The 22,431-nt window shown below is 71.0% G+C and carries 15 protein-coding genes; 10 read left to right on the forward strand and 5 right to left on the reverse strand.

Annotation, left to right across the window (positions count from 1 at the left end; all coding sequences use genetic code 11):
• The first annotated feature begins 56 nt into the window (after positions 1-56).
• Positions 57-1,481 carry a sulfatase family protein gene (locus ACWC1K_RS43375; protein ID WP_450838954.1) on the forward strand — a complete coding sequence of 475 codons (1,425 nt, stop codon included), beginning with the start codon at positions 57-59 and terminating at the stop codon, positions 1,479-1,481.
• On the opposite strand, the gene ACWC1K_RS43380 is transcribed toward ACWC1K_RS43375, so the two are convergent.
• From ACWC1K_RS43380 to ACWC1K_RS43395, 4 genes are read right to left on the reverse strand one after another with little or no spacing between them, the layout of a single operon-like run.
• Positions 1,478-2,134 carry a response regulator transcription factor gene (locus tag ACWC1K_RS43380; RefSeq protein ID WP_351475749.1) on the reverse strand — a complete coding sequence of 219 codons (657 nt, stop codon included), beginning with the start codon at positions 2,132-2,134 and terminating at the stop codon, positions 1,478-1,480. The genes ACWC1K_RS43375 and ACWC1K_RS43380 overlap by 4 nt on opposite strands.
• Positions 2,124-3,392, reverse strand: a complete 1,269-nt coding sequence (locus tag ACWC1K_RS43385; protein ID WP_450838956.1) for a sensor histidine kinase — start codon at positions 3,390-3,392, stop codon at positions 2,124-2,126. Before ACWC1K_RS43385 ends, ACWC1K_RS43380 begins: the two co-directional genes overlap by 11 nt.
• A gap of 25 nt (positions 3,393-3,417) precedes the next feature.
• Positions 3,418-4,152 (reverse strand): ABC transporter permease, encoded by a 735-nt coding sequence (locus ACWC1K_RS43390; protein ID WP_450838958.1) that lies wholly within the window; start codon positions 4,150-4,152, stop codon positions 3,418-3,420.
• A complete protein-coding gene (locus ACWC1K_RS43395) occupies positions 4,149-5,075 on the reverse strand; it encodes an ABC transporter ATP-binding protein (protein ID WP_450838960.1) in 927 nt (308 codons plus the stop codon). The genes ACWC1K_RS43390 and ACWC1K_RS43395 overlap by 4 nt, the downstream gene beginning before the upstream one ends.
• Before the next feature lie 205 nt (positions 5,076-5,280).
• On the opposite strand from ACWC1K_RS43395, the gene ACWC1K_RS43400 reads away from it, so the two are divergent.
• From ACWC1K_RS43400 to ACWC1K_RS43430, 7 genes are all read left to right on the forward strand, one after another.
• Entirely contained in the window at positions 5,281-7,125 is a 1,845-nt protein-coding gene (locus tag ACWC1K_RS43400; RefSeq protein WP_450838962.1) for an ABC transporter ATP-binding protein, read from the forward strand.
• Complete coding sequence (locus tag ACWC1K_RS43405; protein WP_450838964.1) at positions 7,122-8,981, forward strand: ABC transporter ATP-binding protein; 1,860 nt, start codon at positions 7,122-7,124, stop codon at positions 8,979-8,981. The genes ACWC1K_RS43400 and ACWC1K_RS43405 overlap by 4 nt, the downstream gene beginning before the upstream one ends.
• Positions 8,982-9,023: 42 nt before the next feature.
• Positions 9,024-10,820 (forward strand): ABC transporter transmembrane domain-containing protein, encoded by a 1,797-nt coding sequence (locus ACWC1K_RS43410; RefSeq protein ID WP_450838965.1) that lies wholly within the window; start codon positions 9,024-9,026, stop codon positions 10,818-10,820.
• A complete protein-coding gene (locus tag ACWC1K_RS43415; RefSeq protein WP_450838966.1) occupies positions 10,817-12,571 on the forward strand; it encodes an ABC transporter ATP-binding protein in 1,755 nt (584 codons plus the stop codon). Before ACWC1K_RS43410 ends, ACWC1K_RS43415 begins: the two co-directional genes overlap by 4 nt.
• A gap of 242 nt (positions 12,572-12,813) precedes the next feature.
• Entirely contained in the window at positions 12,814-14,835 is a 2,022-nt protein-coding gene (locus ACWC1K_RS43420; RefSeq protein WP_450838968.1) for a M4 family metallopeptidase, read from the forward strand.
• A 236-nt stretch (positions 14,836-15,071) separates the two neighbouring features.
• Complete coding sequence (locus ACWC1K_RS43425; protein WP_450838969.1) at positions 15,072-16,736, forward strand: M4 family metallopeptidase; 1,665 nt, start codon at positions 15,072-15,074, stop codon at positions 16,734-16,736.
• Between the two features lie 69 nt (positions 16,737-16,805).
• Positions 16,806-17,324, forward strand: coding sequence for a DUF1990 family protein (locus ACWC1K_RS43430; protein ID WP_450838970.1), 519 nt, complete (start codon positions 16,806-16,808; stop codon positions 17,322-17,324).
• 136 nt (positions 17,325-17,460) lie between these two features.
• Here the strand turns inward: ACWC1K_RS43430 and ACWC1K_RS43435 are convergent, their stop codons facing one another.
• The gene (locus ACWC1K_RS43435) at positions 17,461-20,079 is read right to left on the reverse strand and encodes a glycosyltransferase family 1 protein (RefSeq protein WP_450838971.1); all 2,619 of its coding nucleotides are present in this window, start codon (positions 20,077-20,079) and stop codon (positions 17,461-17,463) included.
• Between the two features lie 260 nt (positions 20,080-20,339).
• On the opposite strand from ACWC1K_RS43435, the gene ACWC1K_RS43440 reads away from it, so the two are divergent.
• Together ACWC1K_RS43440 and ACWC1K_RS43445 are read left to right on the forward strand one after the other, a co-directional pair.
• On the forward strand, positions 20,340-21,542 hold the full coding sequence (locus ACWC1K_RS43440) for a S8 family peptidase (RefSeq protein ID WP_450838972.1): 1,203 nt from the start codon (positions 20,340-20,342) through the stop codon (positions 21,540-21,542).
• 215 nt (positions 21,543-21,757) lie between these two features.
• Positions 21,758-22,431, forward strand: a 674-nt coding sequence (locus ACWC1K_RS43445) for a maltotransferase domain-containing protein (RefSeq protein WP_450838974.1), incomplete at its 3' end; no start/stop codon positions are given.

Consider the following 22,431-nt stretch of genomic DNA (forward strand, 5'->3'; position numbering starts at 1 on the left):
TCTCCCCCTCACTTCGCGTGCCGTGTTGCAGGGTGCGCCGACCCCCGGGATCCCCTATGCCTGACATATCCCGTCGTGCTTTCGGTGGTCTCGTCGGCGGCGGTGCCGTGACCGCCGTCGCCGGTTCCGCGGGCGCCGCGAGCGCCGCCGAAGCCGCCCCCGCCGAGCGCCCGTTCCGCGCCCGTACGGCCCCCGCGGCCACAAAGCGCCCCAACCTGCTGGTCATCCTCGGCGACGACCTCGGCTGGGCCGACCTCTCCTCCTACGGCGCCCCCCACATCAGGACGCCGAACCTGGACCGGCTGGCCCGGCAGGGCGTGCGCTTCACGGACGCCTACTCCGGCTCCGCGACCTGCTCACCGACCCGGTTCAGCCTGTACACCGGGCGCTATCCCGGACGTACGAAGGGCGGGCTCGCCGAGCCGATCGCGAACAGGACGCAGGGGCTGGACCCGAACCACCCGACCCTGGCCTCCCTCCTGAAGAAGGCCGGCTACTCCACCGCGCTGATCGGCAAGTGGCACTGCGGCTGGCTGCCCGACTACAGCCCCACCAAGTCCGGCTGGGACGAGTTCTTCGGCAACCACGGCGGGGTGCTGGAGTACTTCTCCAAGCTGGGGCAGCTGGGCGACTACGACCTCTACGAGGGCGACGCGGCGTACCAGGACCTGCGGTACTACACGAGCGTCCTGACCGAGCGGGCCGTCGAGTACGTCAGCCGCGAGCACGGGACACCCTGGCTGCTCAACCTCAACTTCACCACCCCGCACTGGCCCTGGCTGGCGGAGGGCGACGAGGAGACCGGCGCCGAGATCGCGGCGAAGATCCGGGCCGCGAAGAGCCAGGCGGAGGTCAGCAGCGCCCTCAACCACTACGACGGCGGCTCGGTCGCCAAGTACACGGAGATGGTGCAGAGCCTGGACGCGGCCGTCGGCGAGGTGCTCGCCGCGCTGCGCCGCTCCGGGCAGGAGGAACACACGCTGGTGTACTTCGCCAGCGACAACGGAGGTGAGCGCTGGTCGTACCTGTGGCCGCTGAGCGGTGAGAAGTTCGTGCTGCAGGAGGGCGGCATCCGGGTGCCGACGATCGTGCGCTGGCCGCACCGCATCGACGCCCACCAGGTCAGCCACGAGCCGAACTTCTCCCCCGACTGGACGGCGACCTTCCTGGAGGTGGCGGGCGCCCGCCCCGACCCTGCCTACCCGCTGGACGGAACGAGCCTGGCCGGGTACCTGCTGCGCGGCGCAGAGCTCCCGGAGCGCGACCTGTTCTGGCGGGTCCGGGCCAACCGGGCGCTCCGGCGCGGCGACTGGAAGTACTACCAGGACGCCGATGGCGACGACCACCTCTACGACCTCGGTGCCGACCTGCGCGAGCAGGCCGACCTGGCACCCGACAAGCCGGAGTTGCTGGCGGAACTCAAGGCGTCGTGGGAGAAGATCGCCGCCGGTCTGCTGCCCTATCCGCAGCGGACCAGCTAGCCGAGGATCCCCCGCTCGTACGCCGTCGCCACCGCTGCCGCGCGGTCGTTGACGCCCAACTTGCCGTAGAGATGGGTGAGATGGGTCTTCACGGTCGCCTCGCTGATGAACAGTTCGCGGGCGATCTCGCGGTTGGAGGTGCCCTTGGCGACCAGGGCGAGGACCTCGCGCTCGCGGGCGGAGAGGGGCTCGTTCCCGGGCGGCCTGGGCGTACGGACGGCGGAGACCAGACGGGAGGCGACGGCGGGGGACAGCACGGTGCGGCCCTCCGCCGCCGCGCGGACGGCGGTGAAGAGCTCGTCGCGCGGGGCGTCCTTGAGCAGATAGCCGGTCGCGCCCGCCTCGATCGCGGGCAGGGTGTCCGAGTCCGTGTCGTACGTCGTCAGGACCAGGACCTTGGCCCGGGCGCCGCGCCGGGCCAGCTCCGCGATCGCGTCCACTCCCCCGCCGCCCGGCATCCGCAGGTCCATGAGGATCACGTCGGGGTCGAGGGCCGCGGCCCGTTCGAGCGCCTCGACGCCGTTGGACGCCTCACCGAGGACGGCGAATCCGGGGGCCGACTCGAACATGCCGCGCAGACCGTCGCGTACGACGGGATGGTCGTCGACGATCAGCAGGGAGATCCGCGGGGTGCCGCTCACATCAGCTGTCATGGCGGACCAACGGTACGCGAGCCGACAGTGCCGTGCCGTGGCCCGGTTCCGTCTCGACGGTCAGGGAGCCCGCGATGCGTTCGGCGCGGGCGCGCATGCCGTCGAGGCCGAAGCCGCCCGAACCGTTGCGGGCGGGCAGCGCCAGGGGGTCGAAGCCGGTGCCGTCGTCGCGGATGTCGAGGATCACCTCGTCGCCCATGAAGGAGAGGGTGACGCCGAGACGGGAGGCGCGGGCGTGCCGGGCCGCGTTGGACAGGGCCTCCTGGGCGATGCGCAGAAGGGTGGCCGAGACCTCCTCGTGCAGCTGTTCCGCGGTGCCGGTGACCGTGAACTCGGCGCGCACGCCCGTCCGTTCGCCCCATTCGGTGACCGTCTTCTTCAGCGCCTCGGGCAGTCCGGCGTCCGCCAGCTCCACCGGGGCCAGGTTGTGCACGGAGCGGCGGGCCTCGCCGAGGCTGTGCCGGGCCAGGTCCATGGCGCGGTCCAGGTGTTCGCGGGCCGGCCCCGGACCGGGCGTGCTGGAGACGACCTGGAGCTGGGCGATGATGCCGGTCAGCCCCTGGGCGATGGTGTCGTGGATCTCGGCCGCGAGCCGCCGCCGTTCGTCTGCCACCCCCGCTTCCCTTGCCTGGACGAGCAGTTGGGCGTGGAGGGCGGCGTTCTCGTCGAGCGCCTGGTGCAGGGCGGCGTTGGTGCGTTCGAGTTCGGCGATGGTCGCGGTGCGTTCGCGGGCCCGCTGCATCTCCTGCTCGGTGAGATGGGCGACCACCATCTGCAGGCCCGAGTTGGCGACCAGCAGCGCGGCGAAGACGGCCCACTGCACTCCGCTCCCGAACGGCATCCCGCCGGCCTGCGCGCCGGCCACGGTGACCGCGCTCGCGAGCAGCCCGAGCCGCTGCCACGCCCTGCCCGGGATGGTCTCGTCGGCGTCCATGTAGCCGGCGGCGGCGTAGAACGCGAAGAACGGGTTGATCCAGGTGAGGACGAAGGCGAGGGCCCAGCGGACGGCGTAGTACGCCGTCCCGGCGCGGGACGGTGTCCGGCCGCGGCCGGGCCGGCGCACCCGGATGCCGTGCCACGACAGTTGCAGCGCGATCGCCGCGCCGAACAGGGCCCAGGCGGTGTACCACTTGGCCGGGGAGGCATGCGGGTCGGCGGTCGCGAGGGCGGGGACGAGACCGATGAGGAGCAGCCCGTACGGCCCCCAGGTGTGCAGTTGGTCCCAGCGCCGGTCGATCTGACTGTCCACCACGGTCATGTCCTCAGTATTCACGGCCGGTCGCCTACTCCCAGCGGAACCAGCGGCTCGCCGCACCCGTGAGCAGCAGGATCCACATCGCCAGCACACCCAGGTGCCCCCAGCCCGGCCAGTGCCCGGCCGCCGCCCGGTTCAGGGCCTGCGCGGCCGCGCCGAAGGGCGTGTACCCGACGATCCGGGCCATCAGGTGCGGCATGGACTGCGTCGGCAGCCACACACCCGCGCAGAACATCGACGGGAAGAAGACGGCCGAGCCGATCGCACCCGCGATCTTCGTCGTACGGGACAGGGCCGACACCACCGATCCGAGAGCGAGGGCGGCCAGGACCGCCAGCAGCAGGGCGAGGACGTATCCGAGGGGCTGTTTCGGCAGTCGTACGGCGAAGGCGAGGCGCCCGACCGCGAGGGCGAGCAGCGCGGACACCAGGGCGGCAGCGCCGTACACCACCATCTGCGCCGACAGCAGGGCGCCCGGCCGGACCGGGGTGGTGGCCATCCGGCGCAGGATGCCGCGCTCCCGGTAGCCGGTGAGGGTCTGCGGCATCGACTGGAGGCCGCCGACGATCATGCCGAGCAGCACGGCGACCGGGACGTAGACGTCGATGGTGCGCAGACCGCCGAGGTCGGCCTGGTGGTCACGGAAGGAGGGGATGGAGCCGAGGATCACCAGCAGGAGGGTCGGGAAGAGCAGGATCCAGAAGATGGCGCCGGGTTCCCGGCGGAAGAGGCGGATCTCGGTCCTCAGTACGGCGGAGCTCATGCCGCTGTCTCCTCGGTGTCGGTGTCGTCGGTCTTCGTCAGGTCGAGGAAGGCGTCGTCCAGCGTGGCGTCCACGACACGCAGCTGGTGGGCGGTGACGTGGTGGCGGGCGAGGAGGGTGATGACGGCGTTGACCGTCTCGTCCGTGCCGGAGAGGGTGACGCGGCCGTCCTTGTGCTCGACGGACGCGAGCGCGGGCAGGGCGGCGAGGTCACGGTCGTCCAGCGGGGCGGACGGCGTGAAGCTGATGACGGTGGCCCCCGCCGAGCGCCGGATGAGGCCGGCCGGGGTGTCCAGTGCGGCCACCCTGCCCTTGTCGATCACGGCGATCCGGTCGCACAGGCGCTGCGCCTCCTCCATGAAGTGGGTGACGAGGAGAACCGTCACGCCACTGGCCCGGACATCCTCGATCAGCGCCCAGGTGTCCCGGCGGGCCCGCGGGTCCAGGCCGGTCGTCAGCTCGTCCAGGACGACCACCCGCGGGTTGCCGATCAGGGCGAGCGCGATGAACAGGCGCTGCTTCTGGCCGCCGGAGAGCTTGCCGAACCGGGTGGTCAGCTTCTGGGCCAGCCCGAGGCGTTCGGCGAGCGGCGCCCAGTCGAGCGGGTTCGGGTAGAAGGAGGCGTACAGCTCCAGCGCCTCGCGGACAGTGAGCTTGGGCTGCAGTTCGCTCTGCTGGAGCTGGGCGCCGAGGACGCGGGCCACGCGCGCGTGGTCGGCGATCGGGTCGAGGCCGGTGACGCGTACCCGGCCCGCGTCCGGGACCCGCAGTCCCTCGACGCACTCGACGGTGGTGGTCTTGCCGGCGCCGTTCGGGCCGAGGATCCCGAAGATCTCTCCCTCCTCGACGGCGAAGGAGACACCGTCGACGACGGTCCGGCCGGCGTAGGACTTGCGCAGTTCGGTGACTTCGATGACGGACATGCCATCAGATTCGCGGGAAGCACCCCGCCGCCACATCGGCCGTCGCGCTCGAAGCCGCATCAACCGATCGGTCGATGCCGCCCTACGACCCCTCCGCATCTCTTGTACGACCCCTCGAACGCGCAGGTCGTAGGACCAGCGGCCGATCCGGGTCCGGCCAAAACTCGGTGGGCGTTGTCAGAGCCGATCCGTAGGCTCACAGACGATGCCCTCGACACGTGCAACCACCAAGGACCCCGCAAGGACCACCGGCCGATCCGCCGTACGCACACTGCTGCGCCTGTGGCCGTACGTACGGCCCGTGCGGGCGCGGCTGTTCACCGCCGCGTTCGTCGCCGTGCTCGCCTCCTGTACGGGCCTCGTGATCCCGCTCGTGCTGAAGTGGATGGTGGACGGGCCGGTCGCCGGCCGGGACCCCGCGGGCGTGTGGCTCGGGGCGCTGTACCTGCTGCTCCTCGGGCTCGGGGAGGCGCTGCTGTTCGGGCTGCGGCGGTGGCTGGTGGCGCGGCCGCTCGCGGGCGTCGAGGCGGGGATGCGGGCGGATCTGTACCGGCATCTGCAGCGGCTTCCGGTCGCCTTCCACGACCGCTGGGCCTCGGGCCAGTTGCTGTCGCGCGGCACGACGGACCTGATGCTGCTGCGCATGTTCCTCGCCTTCCCGATGACGTTCCTGCTGGTCAACGGGGTGACGATCCTCGTCGGCGTGGTGATCATGCTGCTTCAGGACTGGACGCTCGGGCTGGTGATCCTGGGGCCGGCCGTCCCCGTGATGGTCACCTGCGTGATCTTCGAGAAGCGGTACGCCGCTGTGGCGCGGCTCGCGCAGGACCAGGTCGGTGATCTGACGACCGTCGTCGAGGAGAGCGTGCTCGGCATCCGGATCATCAAGGGCTTCGGGCGCCACCGCAGCCAGGCGCGGGCGTTCCGGGAGCTGACGCGGACGCTGCGGGGGACGGAGCTGCGCAAGGCTCGGCTGCTCGCCACGATCTGGGGTGTCATCGTGACGCTGCCGGAGGTGGCCATCGGGGCGGCGTTGGTGCTGGGGGTGGTGCAGGTTGCGGACGGGTCGTTGTCCGCGGGGACGTTGGTGGCGTTTCTGTCGACGGCGCTTGCTCTGCGGTGGCCGGTGGATTCCATCGGGTTTCTGCTGGCCATGAGCCAGGAGGCTGCTACGGCTACGGAGCGGTACTTCGAGGTCATGGACGAGGTGCCGGAGGACGAGTCCGCCGTAGCTGCGGGCATTCGTGCCGCTGGGGCGGCACCCGACCCACAGAGAGCGGCACCTCGCACCGCCGAGTTGCGCGGCCTCCGGTTCCACAACGTACGGTTCCGTTACCCGGACGCCCCCGTCGACTCCCCTCCCGTCCTCGACCGCATCGACCTCCACATCCGCCCCGGCGAATCCATGGCCCTGGTGGGCGCGACCGGGAGCGGCAAGACGACGCTGACCGCACTCGTCCCCCGCCTCCACGAGGTCACGTCCGGTCGCATCACGCTCGACGGCGAGGACATCACCGCCATGCCCCGCGAGGAACTGCGCTCCCTCGTCGCCGTCGCCTTCGAGGAACCCACGCTCTTCTCCGCGAGCGTCGGGGACAACGTGCTCATGGGTGCCCGGGACGGCGCGGGCGACGCCGAGCTGAACCGCGCCCTCGCCGTCGCGCAGGCCGAGTTCGCGCATGCGCTGCCGCAGGGGACCGACACCCAGGTCGGCGAGCAGGGCCTCAGCCTCTCCGGCGGGCAGCGGCAGCGGCTGGCGCTGGCGCGGGCCGTCGTGGGCAGACCGAGGTTCCTCGTCCTGGACGACCCCCTGTCCGCCCTCGACGTGCACACCGAGGCCGCCGTCGAGGCCGCGCTGCGGGACGTCCTCGCGGACACGACGGCGCTCATCGTGGCGCACCGCCCGTCCACCGTCCTGCTCGCCGACCGGGTCGCGCTGCTCTCCGGCGGCCGCATCACCGCCGTCGGCACGCACCACGAACTGCTGCGCACGAACGCCGAGTACGCCCATCTGATGTCCGGGACCCCAGAAGCGGAGGACGAGCGATGACGGCCCCCACCACCTCCGTCCCCACGGCGGACGACGAGCCGGACCTCCCCCGCCCCAAGGCTGCCGGCGACCCCTTCGACCGGGACGTCCTGCCCACTCCGCCGGGCGCCACCGCCGGGCTGCTGCGCTCCCTGCTCGCCCCCATGAAGGCCCGCGTCGCCGTCACCACGCTCCTGCTGCTGCTCCAGCAGGCGGCGGTGCAGGCGGGCCCGCTGCTGGTGGCGTACGCGATCGACAGGGCCGTACCGGCGTTCCGGGACCACGACCACGGCCCGCTGATCGCGGTGGCCGCGGGCTATCTGCTGTGCGCACTCGTCTCCGGCGGGCTGCAGTACGCGTTCGTCCTCGCCTCCGCCCGGGTCAACCAGGACGTGCTGCTCGATCTGCGCGGCCGTATCTTCCGGCATGCCCAGGCGCTGAGCATCGACTTCCACGAGCGCTACACGAGCGGCCGCCTGATCTCCCGGTCCACGGCGGACGTCGAGTCACTGCGGGAGCTGCTCAACGAGGGCCTGCAGGAACTCATCACGGTCATTCTGTCCTTCGTCTACATCTCGGCCATGCTGCTCTGGCTGGACCTGGGGCTCGGCGCGGTCGCGGTGGCGTCCTTCGTGCCGCTGTACCTGCTGGTACGGGTCTACCAGCGGCGCGCGGTACGGGTGTACCGGGTGCGGTCCACCGCGATCGCGGCCGTCATCGTCAAGTTCGTCGAGACCATGAACGGCATCCGGCCGGTGCGCGCGTTCCGCCGCGAGGCCGCCAACGACGCCGACTTCCTGGCGCTGAACCGCCGCCACGAGCGGGTCAACGGGGACGCGATGCTGGAGATGGCCCGCTATGTCGTCGGCTCCCGGCTGGTCGCCAACACGGCCGTCGCGGTGATCGTGCTGTGGGGCGCCTACCGGGTGGCGGGCGGCTCGCTGGAGCTGGGTGTCCTGGCGGCCGCGGTCCTGTATCTGCGCCGCCTCTACGACCCCATCGACCGCCTCGGCATGTTCCTGAACTCGTACCAGTCGGCGGCGGCCTCCCTGGAGAAGATCGCCGGGCTGCTCGCGCAGACACCGTCCGTGCCCGAGCCGTCGGATCCCGTGGAGCTTCCGGTGCTCGAGAGCGAACACCCGGGCCGCGAGGTCGTCTTCGACGGCGTCAGTTTCGGCTACCGCACCGGCGGCGAGGTCCTGCCGGCCTTCGATCTGACGATCCCCGCCGGGCAGACGGTCGCGGTCGTCGGCTCGACGGGCGCCGGCAAGTCGACCCTCGCCAAGCTGCTGGCCCGCTTCTACGACCCCTCCGCCGGGCGGGTCCTGCTGGACGGCGTCGACCTGCGCGACCTCGCCGTGCCCGAGCTGCGGCGCGGGGTGGTGATGGTGACGCAGGAGGCGTTCCTGTTCTCCGGCACGGTCGCCGAGAACATCGCCATCGGCCGCCCGGACGCGACCCGCGAGCAGATCGAGCAGGCGGCGAAGGCGATCGGTGCGCACGAGTTCATCAGCGCCCTGCCCGACGGGTACGACACGGACGTACGGAAGCGAGGCGGCCGTATCTCCGCGGGCCAGCGCCAGCTCGTCGCCTTCGCCCGGGCGCTGCTCGCCGACCCGGCCGTGCTGATCCTCGACGAGGCGACCAGCTCGCTCGACATTCCGGGCGAACGGGCGGTGCAGCGCGCGATGTTGACGGTCCTGCGCGGACGTACGGCCGTGGTCATCGCGCACCGGCTGTCGACCGTCGAGATCGCGGACCGAGTACTGGTCATGGAGCACGGGAAGATCGTGGAGGACGGCAGCCCGGCCGAACTCATCGAGGGCACCGGGCGGTTCGCGGACCTGCACCGGGCGTGGCGGGACAGTCTGGCGTAGAGATCGCAGGGATCGGCAGGGACCGGCAGGGATCGGGGGAGCATGATCGACGCGTACGAGGACCCGGGCGAACCCGACCGCCGCGGGGGCGCCCGCTATCTGCTGTGGCTGGTGCGCTGCCAGCCCGGCCGGTCGCTCGCCGGGGCGGTGCTGGGCAGCGTGTGGATGGTGCTGCTGGCGGCGACGCCGTATCTCCTCTCCCGGGCGATCGACGACGGACTGGAACCCGGTGACTATCCGGCGCTGGCGGGCTGGACCGCGGTGCTCTTCGCGGTCGGGACGTTCAACGCCTGGCTGAGCATCATGCGGCACCGCACGATGACGCGGGTGCGGATGGACGCCAACTTCCGCACCGTGAAGGTGATCGTCGGCCAGGCGGTCCGGCTGGGCGCCGCGCTGCCGCGCCGGGTGGGGGCCGGGGAGGTCGTCACCATCGGCGTCGGCGACGTACAGACGATCAGCCAGTCGCTGACGGTGGTCGGCCCCGGGGTGGGGGCGGTGGTCGCCTACCTGGCGGTCGCGGCCGCTCTCCTCTCGGTCTCCCCCTTGATCGCCGCGGTCGTGCTGCTCGGCCTCCCCCTGATCGTCGTCCTCGTCGGACCGCTGCTGGCGCGTCTGCAAGGCGCGGAGACCGAGTACCGCAACCGGCAGGGCGTCCTCACGGCCCGGATCGCCGACCTCGCGGGCGGCCTGCGCGTCCTCAACGGCCTCGGCGGCAAGGGCCTGTTCGCGGAGGCCTTCCACCACGACTCCCAGCGGCTGCGCCGCCAGGGCTACCGGGTCGGCGCGGTCACCAGCTGGGTCCAGGCCCTGGGCATCGGGCTGCCGACCCTGTTCCTGGCGGTGGTCACCTGGCTGGCGGCCCGCCTCGCGGCCCAAGGCTCCATCACCATCGGCGAATTGGTGTCGGTGTACGGCTACGTGGCCGTCCTGGTGGGCCCGGTGGCCTTCTGGGTGGAGTGCGGCTACCAGATCAGCCGCGGCCTGGTCTCGGCCCGCCGGGTCGTCCGCTTCCTGCAACTGGAGCCACTGGCCGACATCGGCACCCGGGACGCCCCTGCGGAGCCGGCGGTACTGCACGATCCCGATTCGGGAGTACGGGTACGACCCGGCCGCCTGACCGCGCTGGCCGGCGCCCGCCCGGCGGACGCGGCAACAGTCGTGGACCGCCTGGGCCGGTACACCCCGTCGAGGGCCACCTGGGGCGACGTACCGCTCAACGAGATCAAGCTGAAGCAGATCAGGCAGCACATCTTGGTCGCCGACCACGAGGCAGACCTCTTCGCAGGCCCCCTGCGCGACGTACTCGGCGGCGCGTCTTTCAGGGGCGCGGGGCTGCATCGATATGCGGCTCCGCCGCGGGGCGCGAGCAACCACGAACCACTCGCAGACGCCATACGACATACCGAGGCAGACGATGACGCGCATCTCGCCAATGCCCTGCGCGCAGCCGTCGCAGACGACATCGTCCAGGGCCTGCCCGATGGCCTGGCCTCAGCAATCGACCCGCAGGCCCGCAACCTCTCCGGCGGCCAGAGACAACGCATCCGCCTGGCCAGAGCACTGGCGGCCGACCCCGAGGTACTGCTCGCCGTAGAACCGACGTCGGCGCTCGACGCGCACACCGAGGCCCGGGTGGCCCAACGCCTGCGGGCGGCACGGCAGGGCCGTACCACCCTGGTCACCACCACTTCCCCGCTCGTCCTGGACCACGCGGACACCGTGTACTACCTGGTGGACGGCAAGGTGGCAGCCGCCGGCGGGCACCGGGACCTGCTCGAAACCGAGCCGGGCTACCGTGCTCTCGTCGCACGGGACGCCGAGGAGACGGTCCGATGACAGCGGCCTCAGCCCACCTCCCCGTCGCCGAACGGCAGGACGTACGCCGCGCCCTGGTGCGCCTCGTACGGGCCGACGCCCGCGCCTTCGCCATCGTGCTCGCACTCAACGCACTCGCGGCCGGCGCCGGTCTCGCCGGACCCTGGCTGGTCGGCCGGATCATCGACGAGGTGCGGGCCGGACACGGCGTGGGCGCCGTCGACCGGCTGGCCCTGTGGATCCTGCTCTGTTCGCTGGCGCAACTGGTACTCGCCCGCTGGGCCCGGTATGTGGGACACCGCTTCGGGGAGCGGACGCTGGCCCGGGTGCGCGAGGAGTTCGTCGACCGGGCGCTCGCGCTGCCCGCGGCGGTCGTGGAGCGGGCCGGCACCGGTGATCTGACGGCGCGCGGGACGGCCGACGTGGCCACGGTCGGCACGACGCTGCGTGACGTCGGGCCCGAACTGCTCATCAACAGCGTGCAGGCGCTGTTCCTGCTCGGCGCGGTGTTCTGGCTGAACCCGCTGCTCGGCGGGTGCGGTCTGCTCGGTCTGGTCGGCATCTGGTGCGCGCTGCGCTGGTATCTGCGCCGGGCCCGCGACGGCTACCTCGCCGAGGGCGCCGCCACCTCCGAGGTCGCCGAGATCCTCGCGGCGACCGCGTCCGGCGCCCGCACGGTCGAGGCACTGCGGCTGGAGCGGCGGCGGATCGCGGCGAGCCGGGACGCGTTGGAGACGTCCCGGCGCACCCGGCTGTACACCCTGTTCCTGCGCACCGTGTTCTTCCCGGCGGTGGAGGTCTCCTACCTGGTTCCGGTGTCCGCGGTGCTGCTGGTCGGCGGGGTGCTGCACGGGCGCGGCACGCTGAGTCTCGGCGCGGTCGTGACGGCGGCCCTGTATCTGCAGCGGCTGAGCGGGCCCCTCGACGAGATCCTGATGCGCGTCGAGCAACTGCAGAACAGCAGCGCCTCCTTCGCCCGGGTGGAGGGCCTGGCCCGGGCACCGCGCGCGCAACAGGCCGAGGCGCCCGCCCCGGCGGACGACCGCTTCGACGTGTCCGGGGTGCGCTACGCCTACGACCGCGGCGGCGAGGTGCTGCACGGCGTCGACCTGACCGTGCGGCCCGGCGAGCGGCTGGCGGTCGTCGGCCCCTCGGGTGCCGGAAAGACCACGCTGAGCAGGCTGCTGGCGGGGGTCGACGCGCCCACCGAGGGGACGGTGACCGTCGGCGGGGTGCCCGTGGTCGACCTCGGCCCCGAGCAGCTGCGCCGCCAGGTCGTCCTGGTCACGCAGGAGCACCATGTGTTCCTCGGCTCGGTCCGCGACAACCTGCTGATCGCCGAACCGGGGGCTGCCGACGAGGAGTTGTGGGCGGCGCTGACGGCGGTGGGAGCCGACGACTGGGTGCGCGAACTGCCGGACGGACTGGACACCCCGCTCGGAGACGGCGGCACCCGCACCGACGGCTCCCAGGCCCAGCAGCTCGCCCTCGCCCGCGTGGTCCTGGCCGACCCGCACACCCTGATCCTCGACGAGGCCACCGCGCTCCTCGACCCGGCGACGGCGCGCCACACCGAGCGTGCCCTGGCCGCCGTCCTGGAGGGCCGCACGGTCATCGCCATCGCCCACCGTCTGCACACCGCCCACGACGCGGACCGGGTGGCCGTGATGGAGGACGGCCGGCTCACCGAACTCGGCACGCACGAAGAGCTCGTGGCGGCCGAGGGGGCGTACGCGGCGCTCTGGCACACCTGGCACGGCGAGCCGTCGTAGCCGCGCGTTTCGCTCACGATCAAACATCTGGTTCGCATACCGAACATGAACAACCGGACAACGAACCATTTCCGGCCAACTTTGTGACGCGCTCCTGACAGGGCCTAAATCTCCTGCCACCCTTCCCACAGCTTCAACACAGCAACCCCACAAGCTCCACCCCCAGTTCTGCCCGGACGGTCGACCCACCGTCCGGATCTCCCCTGGCCGCGCAATCCGCGGCCACGCAGAAGGAGTCAGTGTTGAGAAGCAGTTCCTCTCGCAGACGCACCTCCCACATCGTCGCCGTCGCCGGCGTCACCGCACTGCTCGCCGCGGCCGTCCAGTCGGGCGCCGCGTCCGCCACCCCCGCCCAGGCCTCGTCCGCGAACAAGGCGCACATGGCGGTCAAACTCTCTCCCTCCCAGCGCGCGGAGCTGATACGCGACGCCGACAGCGCGCGTGCGCGGACCGCCAAGGACATCGGCCTGGGCGCGAAGGAGAAGCTCGTCGCCCGTGACGTCGTCAAGGACGCCGACGGCACCCTGCACACCCGCTACGAGCGCACCTACGCCGGCCTGCCGGTCCTCGGCGGCGACCTGGTCGTCGACACCGCCAAGTCGGGCGCCACCAAGGGCGTCATCAAGGCGACGAACGCCGCCATCAAGGTCTCCGACGTCACCCCGGACATCACCAAGGAGACCGCCGAGCGGCAGGCCGTGAAGCGCGCGAAGGCTCTGGGCGGCACCAAGTCGGCCGCCGACAGCGCCCGCAAGGTGATCTGGGCGGCGAGCGGCAAGCCGGTCCTCGCGTACGAGACGGTCATCGGCGGCTTCCAGGACGACGGCACCCCGAACGCGCTGCACGTCATCACCGACGCCACCACCGGCAAGAAGCTCTACGAGTACCAGGGCATCGAGAACGCGACCGGCACCGGCAACACCCAGTACAGCGGCACGGTCTCGCTGACGACGACCCAGTCGGGCTCGAACTACAACCTGACCGACGGCGACCGCGGCGGCCACAAGACGTACAACCTGAACCACGGCACGTCCGGCACCGGCACGCTGTTCTCGCAGACCAGCAACACCTGGGGCAACGGCACCACGTCGAACGCCGGGACCGCGGGCGCGGACGCGCACTACGGCGCCGCGGAGACCTGGGACTTCTACAAGAACACCTTCGGTCGCAGCGGCATCAAGAACAACGGCGTCGGCGCCTACTCGCGCGTCCACTACGGCAACTCGTACGTGAACGCGTTCTGGGACGACAGCTGCTTCTGCATGACGTACGGCGACGGCTCCGGCAACGCGGACCCGCTGACCTCGCTGGACGTCGCGGGCCACGAGATGACCCACGGCGTCACCTCGAACACCGCGGGCCTCAACTACAGCGGCGAGTCGGGCGGCCTCAACGAGGCGACCTCCGACATCCTCGGCGGCGTCGGCGTCGAGTTCTACGCCAACAACTCGTCCGACCCGGGTGACTACCTCATCGGCGAGAAGATCGACATCAACGGCGACGGCACCCCGCTGCGCTACATGGACAAGCCGAGCAAGGACGGCGGGTCCAAGGACAGCTGGTACTCCGGCGTCGGCAACCTCGACGTGCACTACTCCTCGGGCGTCGCCAACCACTTCTTCTACCTGCTGAGCGAGGGCAGCGGCGCCAAGGTCATCAACGGCGTCAGCTACAACTCGCCCACCTCGGACGGCCTTCCGGTCACCGGCATCGGCCGGGACAAGGCGCTGGCGATCTGGTACCGGGCGCTGACCACCAAGTGGACGTCCACCACCAACTACGCGGGCGCCCGCACCGGCACGCTCGCGGCCGCCGGTGAGCTGTACGGCACCACCTCCACCGAGTACAAGGCCGTGCAGGACGCCTGGGCGGCCGTCGCGGTCGGCTCGCGCTCCGGCGGGGGCGGCGGGGGCGGAACGTCGTACGAGAACACGACCCCGCTGTCGATCCCGGACAACGGGCCGGCCGTGACCTCGTCGATCACCGTCTCCGGCAGGAGCGGAAACGCGCCAAGCAACCTCCAGGTGAGCGTCGACATCACCCACACCTGGCGCGGCGACCTGGTGATCGACCTGGTCGGCCCGTCGGGCACCGCGTACCGCCTGAAGAACTTCTCCTCCTCGGACTCGGCCGACAACGTCCAGGCGACGTACACGGTCAACGCGTCGAGCGAAACGGCCAATGGAACCTGGAAATTGAAGATTCAGGACCAGGCCGCGCAGGACGTCGGCACGCTCAACAGCTGGAAGGTGACATTCCCGTAGACCGCACGCAGCGGCTTGGGAAACAGGGCGCCGTCCCGGAGAACACCTCCCGGGGCGGCGCCCGTTTACATTCCTGAAACGTTAACCGGACAGTCGATTTTCAGCCAACATCACTTGGGGCTCCTGACATGTACGCGCCTTGATGTCACTCTTCTCCACAACCGCCGCACAACTTCACTGCAACTCCGGCCGGGCGCCCCACGCCGTGCCGGACTCCCCCACCACAAGGAGCTTGTGTGACCCCCCTCTACGCGCGTCACAAGCGCTCGACTCTGGCCATCGCAACCGCCGTTGCCGCCGGAGCCCTGCTCACCACCGGTCTGACCACCGGTTCGGCCACCGCCCAGACCAAGGCGGACTCCACGGCCACGGCCCGTACGGCCGGCTCCCCCGCGGCGCTGTCGGCCTCGGCCCGCGTCTCCCTCATCAAGCAGGCGCAGGCCGGCCTCGCCGCCACGGCGCAGCAGATAGGCCTCGGCACCAAGGAGAAGCTGGTCGTCAAGGACGTCGTCAAGGACGCCGACGGCACGGTCCACACCCGCTACGAGCGCACCTACGCGGGCCTGCCCGTCCTCGGTGGCGACCTGGTCGTCGCGACGAAGGCCGGCAAGACCGAGAGCATCGTCAAGGCGACGAAGGCGGCCATCAAGGTGGCCTCGCTCAAGCCGCAGATCACCACGGCCAAGGCCGAGAAGCAGGCGCTGACCGCCGCCAGGACCGCGGGTTCGGACAAGACCTCGGCGGACAAGACCCGCAAGGTCATCTGGGCCGGCTCCGGCAAGCCCGTCCTCGCCATCGAGACCGTCGTCGGCGGCCTCCAGGACGACGGCACCCCGAACGCGCTGCACGTCATCACCGACGCGGCCACGGGCAAGAAGCTCTTCCAGTACCAGGCCATCGAGAACGCCACCGGTACCGGCAAGACCCTGTACTCGGGCACGGTCAGCCTCAGCGTCACCCAGTCGGGCTCGACGTACAACCTGACGGACGCCACCCGCGGCAGCCACAAGACGTACAACCTCAAGCGGGGCACCTCCGGCAAGGGCACGCTGGTCTCCAGCTCGTCCAGCACCTTCGGCACCGGCACCGCCTCCAGCTCCTCCAGCGACCAGACGGCCGCCGCCGACGCCGCCTACGGCGCGCAGGAGACCTGGGACTACTACAAGAGCACCTTCGGCCGCAGCGGCATCAAGAACGACGGCGTGGCCGCCTACTCCCGCGTCCACTACGGCAGCTCGTACGTCAACGCCTTCTGGGACGACGACTGCTTCTGCATGACGTACGGCGACGGTGACAACAACACGGACCCGCTGACCTCGATCGACGTGGCCGGCCACGAGATGACCCACGGCGTCACCGCCAACACCGCCGGCCTGGACTACAGCGGTGAGTCCGGCGGCCTCAACGAGGCGACCTCCGACATCCTCGGCGGTGTCGGCGTCGAGTTCTACGCCAACAACTCGTCCGACAAGGGTGACTACCTCATCGGCGAGAAGATCGACATCAACGGCGACGGCACCCCGCTGCGCTACTTCGACAAGCCCAGCAAGGACGGCGGCTCGGCGGACTCCTGGTCCTCCTCCGTCGGCAACCTGGACGTCCACTACTCGTCCGGTGTCGCCAACCACTTCTTCTACCTGCTGGCCGAGGGCAGCGGTTCGAAGACGATCAACGGCGTCAGCTACAACTCGCCGACGTCCAACGGCTCCACGGTCACCGGCATCGGCCGGGACAAGGCGCTGCAGATCTGGTACAAGGCGCTGACCGAGCAGTTCACCTCGACCACCAACTACAAGGCGGCCCGCGCGGGCACGCTGGCGGCGGCGGCGAGCCTGTACGGATCCAGCAGCACCGAGTACAAGACGGTCGCCGCGGCCTGGTCCGCGGTCAACGTGAGCTGACCCGAGGGGGGTTGGCGGGCGGTACCCGGGACGAAGGCATTCCCGGGTGCCGCCCTACTCTTGTGTCCCATGCGCCTGGAGGACTTCACCTACGACGACGTCGGCGGCACCGGCCGCGTCGGTTTCTGCCCGCCGGGTTTCCGCCCGATGCATGTGCGCACGCGCATCGGCGAGGGCGAACCCTGCTTCCGCCGAGCGACCGAGGCGGTCCTCACCTGGGAGATGCACCGGGAACTGGGCGTGGGCATCGACGCGAGCGCGGAGCGTGCCGCACCGGACGTCGACGTCACCGTCACCCTCGCCGGTGTGATCAAGGCACCGTGCCGCATCGTGTACACGGTCGACGAACCCCGCCGCGCGGGCTGGGCGTACGGCACGCTGACCGGCCACCCGGAGTGCGGCGAGGAGCTCTTCCTCGTGGAACGCACGGGCGACGGCACGGTGTGGCTGACGGTGTCCGCGTTCAGCAGGCCCGAGAAGTGGTACGCGAAGGCCGGCGGTCCGGCTACCCGGGGCCTGCAGAGCGCTTACGCGCGGCGGTGCGGGAAGGTTTTGCGGGGATTGTGCGCACCGCTCTCCGAGGGGTGAGCGGGGGTTTTGGGCGCCGTTGACTGGGGCTGCCGCCCCCAGGCCCCCGCTTCGGCCTGAACGGCCTCGTCCTCAAACGCCGGACGGGCTGAAAATGCCCGCCCGGCCTGAGAGTGCCCGTCAGGGCTGGATCCGCTCACCGCATCAGCACCCCTGCGCCCTCCCCCGTCTCCTCCGAAGGCACCGCCACCAGCCCCAGTTCCACAGCGGACGCCAGGAGTCGATGGGCCGGCAGGACGCGGACCGTGTAGCCGTAGGGGCCGGTGCGGTCGAGGGAGAGCGGCCCCTCGTACACCCACCTGCCCTCCGGGTCGGGGCCGCCCGCCGGTTTGAGGGGGACAGTCGTCGCGTCCGCGATGCGGTCCTCGGGGTCGACGCGGCCCGAGACGACCTGGACCTCCACGTCGTCGGGGCCGAGCTCGCCGAGGCCCACGTGCACCCGTAGTCCGAGCGTGCTGCCGAGTTCCGCGGTGGCCATGGCGGCGGACGTCTCCACATGGTCGACGGTGACGCCGTGCCAGGCGGCCCGCACCCTTTTCTTCCAGGCGGCGAGTTCGCGGGCGGAGTCGGGGGTCATGGCGCGGTGCGCGTGGGCGGCGGGTGCGTAGAGCCGCTCGACGTACTCGCGGACCATGCGGCCGGCCAGCACCTTCGGGCCGAGCAGGGTGAGGGTCTGGCGGACCATCTCGATCCACCGGTCGGGCAGGCCGTGCTGTCCCCGCTCGTAGAAGCGGGGAGCCACGCGCTGTTCCAGCAGGTCGTAGAGCGCGTCGGCCTCTATGGCATCGCGGTGGTCGGGGTCGGTGCCCGCCCCGTCGGCTGTGGGGATCGCCCAGCCGAAGTCCGGCTGGAACCACTCGTCCCACCAGCCGTCCAGGACGGAGAGGTTGAGGCAGCCGTTGAGCGCCGCCTTCATGCCGGACGTGCCGCAGGCCTCCAGGGGGCGCAGCGGGTTGTTGAGCCAGATGTCGCAGCCCGGGTAGAGCTTCTGCGCCATCGCCATGCCGTAGTCGGGGAGGAAGACGATGCGGTGGCGGACCCGTGGGTCGTCGGCGAACCGGACCAGTTCCTGGACCAGGCGCTTTCCGCCGTCGTCCGCCGGGTGGGCCTTGCCCGCGACCACGATCTGGATCGGGCGCTCCGGGTGCAGGAGCAGGTCCATGAGGCGGTCGCGGTCGCGCAGCATCAGGGTCAGGCGCTTGTACGACGGGACGCGGCGCGCGAAGCCGATGGTGAGGACATCCGGGTCGAGGACGCCGTCGATCCACCCCAACTCGGCTGTTCCTGCGCCGCGTTGGCGCCAGGAGGCGCGCAGCCGCACCCGTACCTCGTCCACCAGCTGCTCGCGGAGGTTGCGCCTGAGCTCCCAGATGTCCTGGTCGGGGATGTCCCCCACCGCGTCCCAGCGGTCCGAGCCGCCGACGGTCAGCGCGTCCTCGGTGCGCTGGGCGCCGATCTGCCGGGCGCCGAGCCGGAACACCTCGGGGGCGACCCAGGTCGGGGCGTGCACCCCGTTGGTCACGGAGGTGATCGGCACCTCCTCGGGGTCGAATCCCGGCCACAGTCCGGAGAACATCTCGCGGCTGACATGGCCGTGCAGGAGGGAGACGCCGTTGGCGCGCTGGCCCAGGCGCAGGCCCATCACGGCCATGTTGAAGAGGTTCGGTTCGCCGCCGGGATAGGTCTCCATGCCCAGGCGCAGGATGCGTTCGACGTCGATGCGCGGGAGCTCGGCCTCGGGGCCGAAGTGGTGGGCGACCAGCTCGCGGTCGAAGCGGTCGATGCCGGCGGGGACCGGGGTGTGGGTGGTGAAGACCGTCCCGGCGCGGACCGCTTCCAGCGCGGAGTCGAAGTCCAGCCCGCCGTCGCAGAGCTCGGCGATCCGCTCCAGGCCCAGGAAGCCGGCGTGGCCCTCGTTGGTGTGGAAGACCTCGGGGGCGGGGTGGCCGGTGAGGCGGCAGTAGGTCCGTACGGCCCGCACTCCCCCTATGCCGAGCAGCATCTCCTGCAGCAGCCGGTGTTCGCTGCCGCCTCCGTAGAGCCGGTCGGTCACCCCGCGCTCGCCGAAGTTGTTGTCCTCGACGTCCGAGTCGAGCATCAGCAGCGGGACACGGCCGACCTGGGCCAGCCAGATACGGGCGTGCAGCTGACGGCCGCCGGGCAGGGCGAGGGAGACCTGGGCGGGAGTGCCGTCGGGTTCCTCCAGGAGGGCGACGGGCAGCTCGTTGGGGTCCAGGACCGGGTAGTGCTCCTGCTGCCAGCCGTCCCGGGACAGCGACTGGCGGAAGTAGCCGTGCCGGTAGAGGAGGCCCACGCCGACCAGGGGTACGCCGAGGTCGCTGGCCGCCTTCAGATGGTCGCCCGCGAGGATGCCGAGGCCGCCGGAGTACTGGGGCAGAGCGGCCGTGATGCCGAACTCGGGCGAGAAATAGGCGATGGCGGCGGGAAGTTCCCCGGAGTGGGTCTGGTACCAGCGTTCGCCGGTCATGTAGTCGTCCAGGTCGCCCGAGACCTCCGTCAGCCGGCGCAGGAAGCGGTGGTCGCCGGCCAGCTCCGCGAGCCGCGCCGGCGACACGCTGCCCAGGAGCCGTACGGGATCGCCGTCCGAGGCGGCCCAGCGCTCGGGGTCGACGGACTGGAACAGGTCGCGGGTCTCCGCATGCCAGGACCAGCGCAGATTGCGGGCCAGATCGCTGAGCGGCCGCAGGGGTTCAGGGAGAACGGGTCGGACGGTGAATCGACGGATCGCCTTCACTTTCCACCTCGACGCGTGTCGCTGTGCGGACGCACAACGCTGTGCGCCTCGTCGTCAACCACGACGGTATCCGTGCGGAGGGCTCCGCAACCACGCCACGTCCAAGAGCACGCCACACTCCTACGCCGTCCGGAAAGCACCGCAACCTTCACGCGTCCGCCATGGCGGACATGGCCGATTCCGCCCCGTAGGCCCTCTTGTGGGCCTTCTACACCGCACGAGAGGCTGCCCAGTGGAGTCAAGGGAGGGGAACTCGGACCATGGCACGGACGCGAACACGGCGTCTGCGCTGGACAGGGGCTCTGACCGCGGTGGCCTGCGCCGCCGCGCTCTCGGCCGTCACCCTGCCCGCGCACGCCGCACCGGAGGGTCAGATACTCGGCGCCGGTGAACCCGGCTCCGTCAGCGGAAGTTATCTGGTGACGCTCAAGGGGGGAACGAAGGCTCCGTCGGCGACCGGAAAAGGCATCGCCGAGAAATACGGGGCAAAAATAAGCCACACCTACGGCTCGGTCCTCAACGGCTACGCCATCAAGGCCGACGAGAGACAGGCCAAGCGGCTCGCGGCCGACTCCCAGGTCGCCTCGGTCGTCCAGGACACCCGCGTGTCCCTCGACCACGTCCAGAAGAACCCGCCGTCCTGGGGCCTGGACCGGATCGACCAGCCGGGCCTGCCGCTGGACAACAGCTACACCTGGCCCGATTCCGCGGGCGCCGGCGTGACCGCATACGTGATCGACACCGGCATCCGCATCACGCACAGGGACTTCGGCGGCCGGGCGAGCTACGGCTGGGACTTCGTCGGAAACGACAGGACCGCGTCCGACGGCAACGGACACGGCACCCATGTCGCCGGCACCATCGCCGGCACCAAGTACGGCGTCGCCAAACAGGCCAAGGTGGTCGCCGTCCGCGTCCTCGACAACGACGGCTCCGGTACGACCTCGCAGGTCATCGCGGGCATCGACTGGGTGACCAAGCACGCGAGGAAACCGGCGGTCGCCAACCTCAGCCTGGGTGGCTCCTACAACGCCCAGCTGGACGCCGCCGTACGCAACTCCATCGCGTCGGGCGTCACGTACGCGGTTGCCGCCGGGAACGACGGCCTGCCGGCCGCCCTCTACTCCCCGGCGGACGTGAAGGAGGCCCTCACGGTCGGCGCGACCGACAGGACGGACGCACGGGCGAGCTTCTCCAACTTCGGCTCGGCCGTCGACCTGTTCGCCCCCGGGGTGTCGATCACCTCGGACTCCTTCGCGAGCGACACCGGGAAGGCGACCTTCTCCGGTACGTCGATGGCGACGCCGCACGTCACGGGCACGGCCGCGCTGTATCTGGCCGACCGCCCGAAGGCGACTCCGGCCCAGGTCTCCAAGGCACTCGTGAAGCTGGCGGTGTCCGGGAAGGTCTCCGGCCGAGGACTCGGCTCACCGGACGAACTTCTGCAGGTGCCGTCTTCTTAGTCACACAGTCCACGGACCGGTCCCGTTCGTTCACGAACGGGACCGGTCTTGTGTGTAGACATACGCGTGAGTAGTTAACAAAGTGCCGGATTGCGTACCCGAATAGGGTGGGAAGGCTCCTCCGGTACACCACACAGGCAGTTCACGGGAACCACCCGCAGGACCACCTCCCCACAGCCATCCGCCCACCCACGTTGACGCGGACAGGAGCGGTCATGCCCGCCACGCACCACTCGTCAGCACCCCCGACGACCAGCACCGAAGCACTCTCCGTGCGCCCCGCCGACGCCGGACTACCGGCCCCGCAGCCACCCTCCGCGGGCGACGCCGCGGTCATCGGGCGCATACCTGTCCTCGACGTCCGCCCGGTGGTCCTGCAGGGGCGAAGGCCGGCCAAGGCCGTGACCGGCGAGTCGTTCGAGATCTCGGCCACCGTGTTCCGGGAGGGCCATGACGCGGTCGCCGCCAATGTCGTCCTGACGGATCCGGAGGGCCGTCCCGGCCCCTGGACGCCGATGCGGGAGCTGGCCCCGGGCACCGACCGCTGGGGCGCCACCGTCACCGCCGGCGAAGCGGGCCTCTGGACCTACACGGTGGAGGCCTGGGGCGACCCGATCACCACCTGGCGCCACCACGCCCACATCAAGATCCCGGCGGGCATGGACACGGACCTGGTCCTGGAGGAGGGCGCGCGACTGTACGAGCGCGCGGCCGACGGCGCCCCCGAGGGCGGGCGCGATGTGCTCCTCACCGCCGTCGCCGCCCTGCGGGACGAGACCCGGCCGGCCGCCTCGCGTCTGGCGGCGGCGTTGACGCCGGAGGTGGACGCGGTGCTGGCCCGGCATCCGCTGCGGGAGTTCGTGACCGCCTCGCAGAGCCTGCCGCTGCT

The organism is Streptomyces sp. NPDC001492, assembly GCF_053597275.1.

What these genes read in the sequence shown, in the direction of transcription:
- ACWC1K_RS43415 (WP_450838966.1), top strand. Translation starts at nt 10,817, where the DNA reads ATGACAGCGGCCTCAGCCCACCTCCCCGTCGCCGAACGGCAGGACGTA.
- ACWC1K_RS43405 (WP_450838964.1), top strand. Translation starts at nt 7,122, where the DNA reads ATGACGGCCCCCACCACCTCCGTCCCCACGGCGGACGACGAGCCGGAC.
- ACWC1K_RS43385 (WP_450838956.1), bottom strand. Translation starts at nt 3,392, where the DNA reads ATGACCGTGGTGGACAGTCAGATCGACCGGCGCTGGGACCAACTGCAC.
- ACWC1K_RS43440 (WP_450838972.1), top strand. Translation starts at nt 20,340, where the DNA reads ATGGCACGGACGCGAACACGGCGTCTGCGCTGGACAGGGGCTCTGACC.
- ACWC1K_RS43390 (WP_450838958.1), bottom strand. Translation starts at nt 4,152, where the DNA reads ATGAGCTCCGCCGTACTGAGGACCGAGATCCGCCTCTTCCGCCGGGAA.
- ACWC1K_RS43375 (WP_450838954.1), top strand. Translation starts at nt 57, where the DNA reads ATGCCTGACATATCCCGTCGTGCTTTCGGTGGTCTCGTCGGCGGCGGT.
- ACWC1K_RS43395 (WP_450838960.1), bottom strand. Translation starts at nt 5,075, where the DNA reads ATGTCCGTCATCGAAGTCACCGAACTGCGCAAGTCCTACGCCGGCCGG.
- ACWC1K_RS43410 (WP_450838965.1), top strand. Translation starts at nt 9,024, where the DNA reads ATGATCGACGCGTACGAGGACCCGGGCGAACCCGACCGCCGCGGGGGC.
- ACWC1K_RS43400 (WP_450838962.1), top strand. Translation starts at nt 5,281, where the DNA reads ATGCCCTCGACACGTGCAACCACCAAGGACCCCGCAAGGACCACCGGC.
- ACWC1K_RS43430 (WP_450838970.1), top strand. Translation starts at nt 16,806, where the DNA reads ATGCGCCTGGAGGACTTCACCTACGACGACGTCGGCGGCACCGGCCGC.
- ACWC1K_RS43380 (WP_351475749.1), bottom strand. Translation starts at nt 2,134, where the DNA reads ATGACAGCTGATGTGAGCGGCACCCCGCGGATCTCCCTGCTGATCGTC.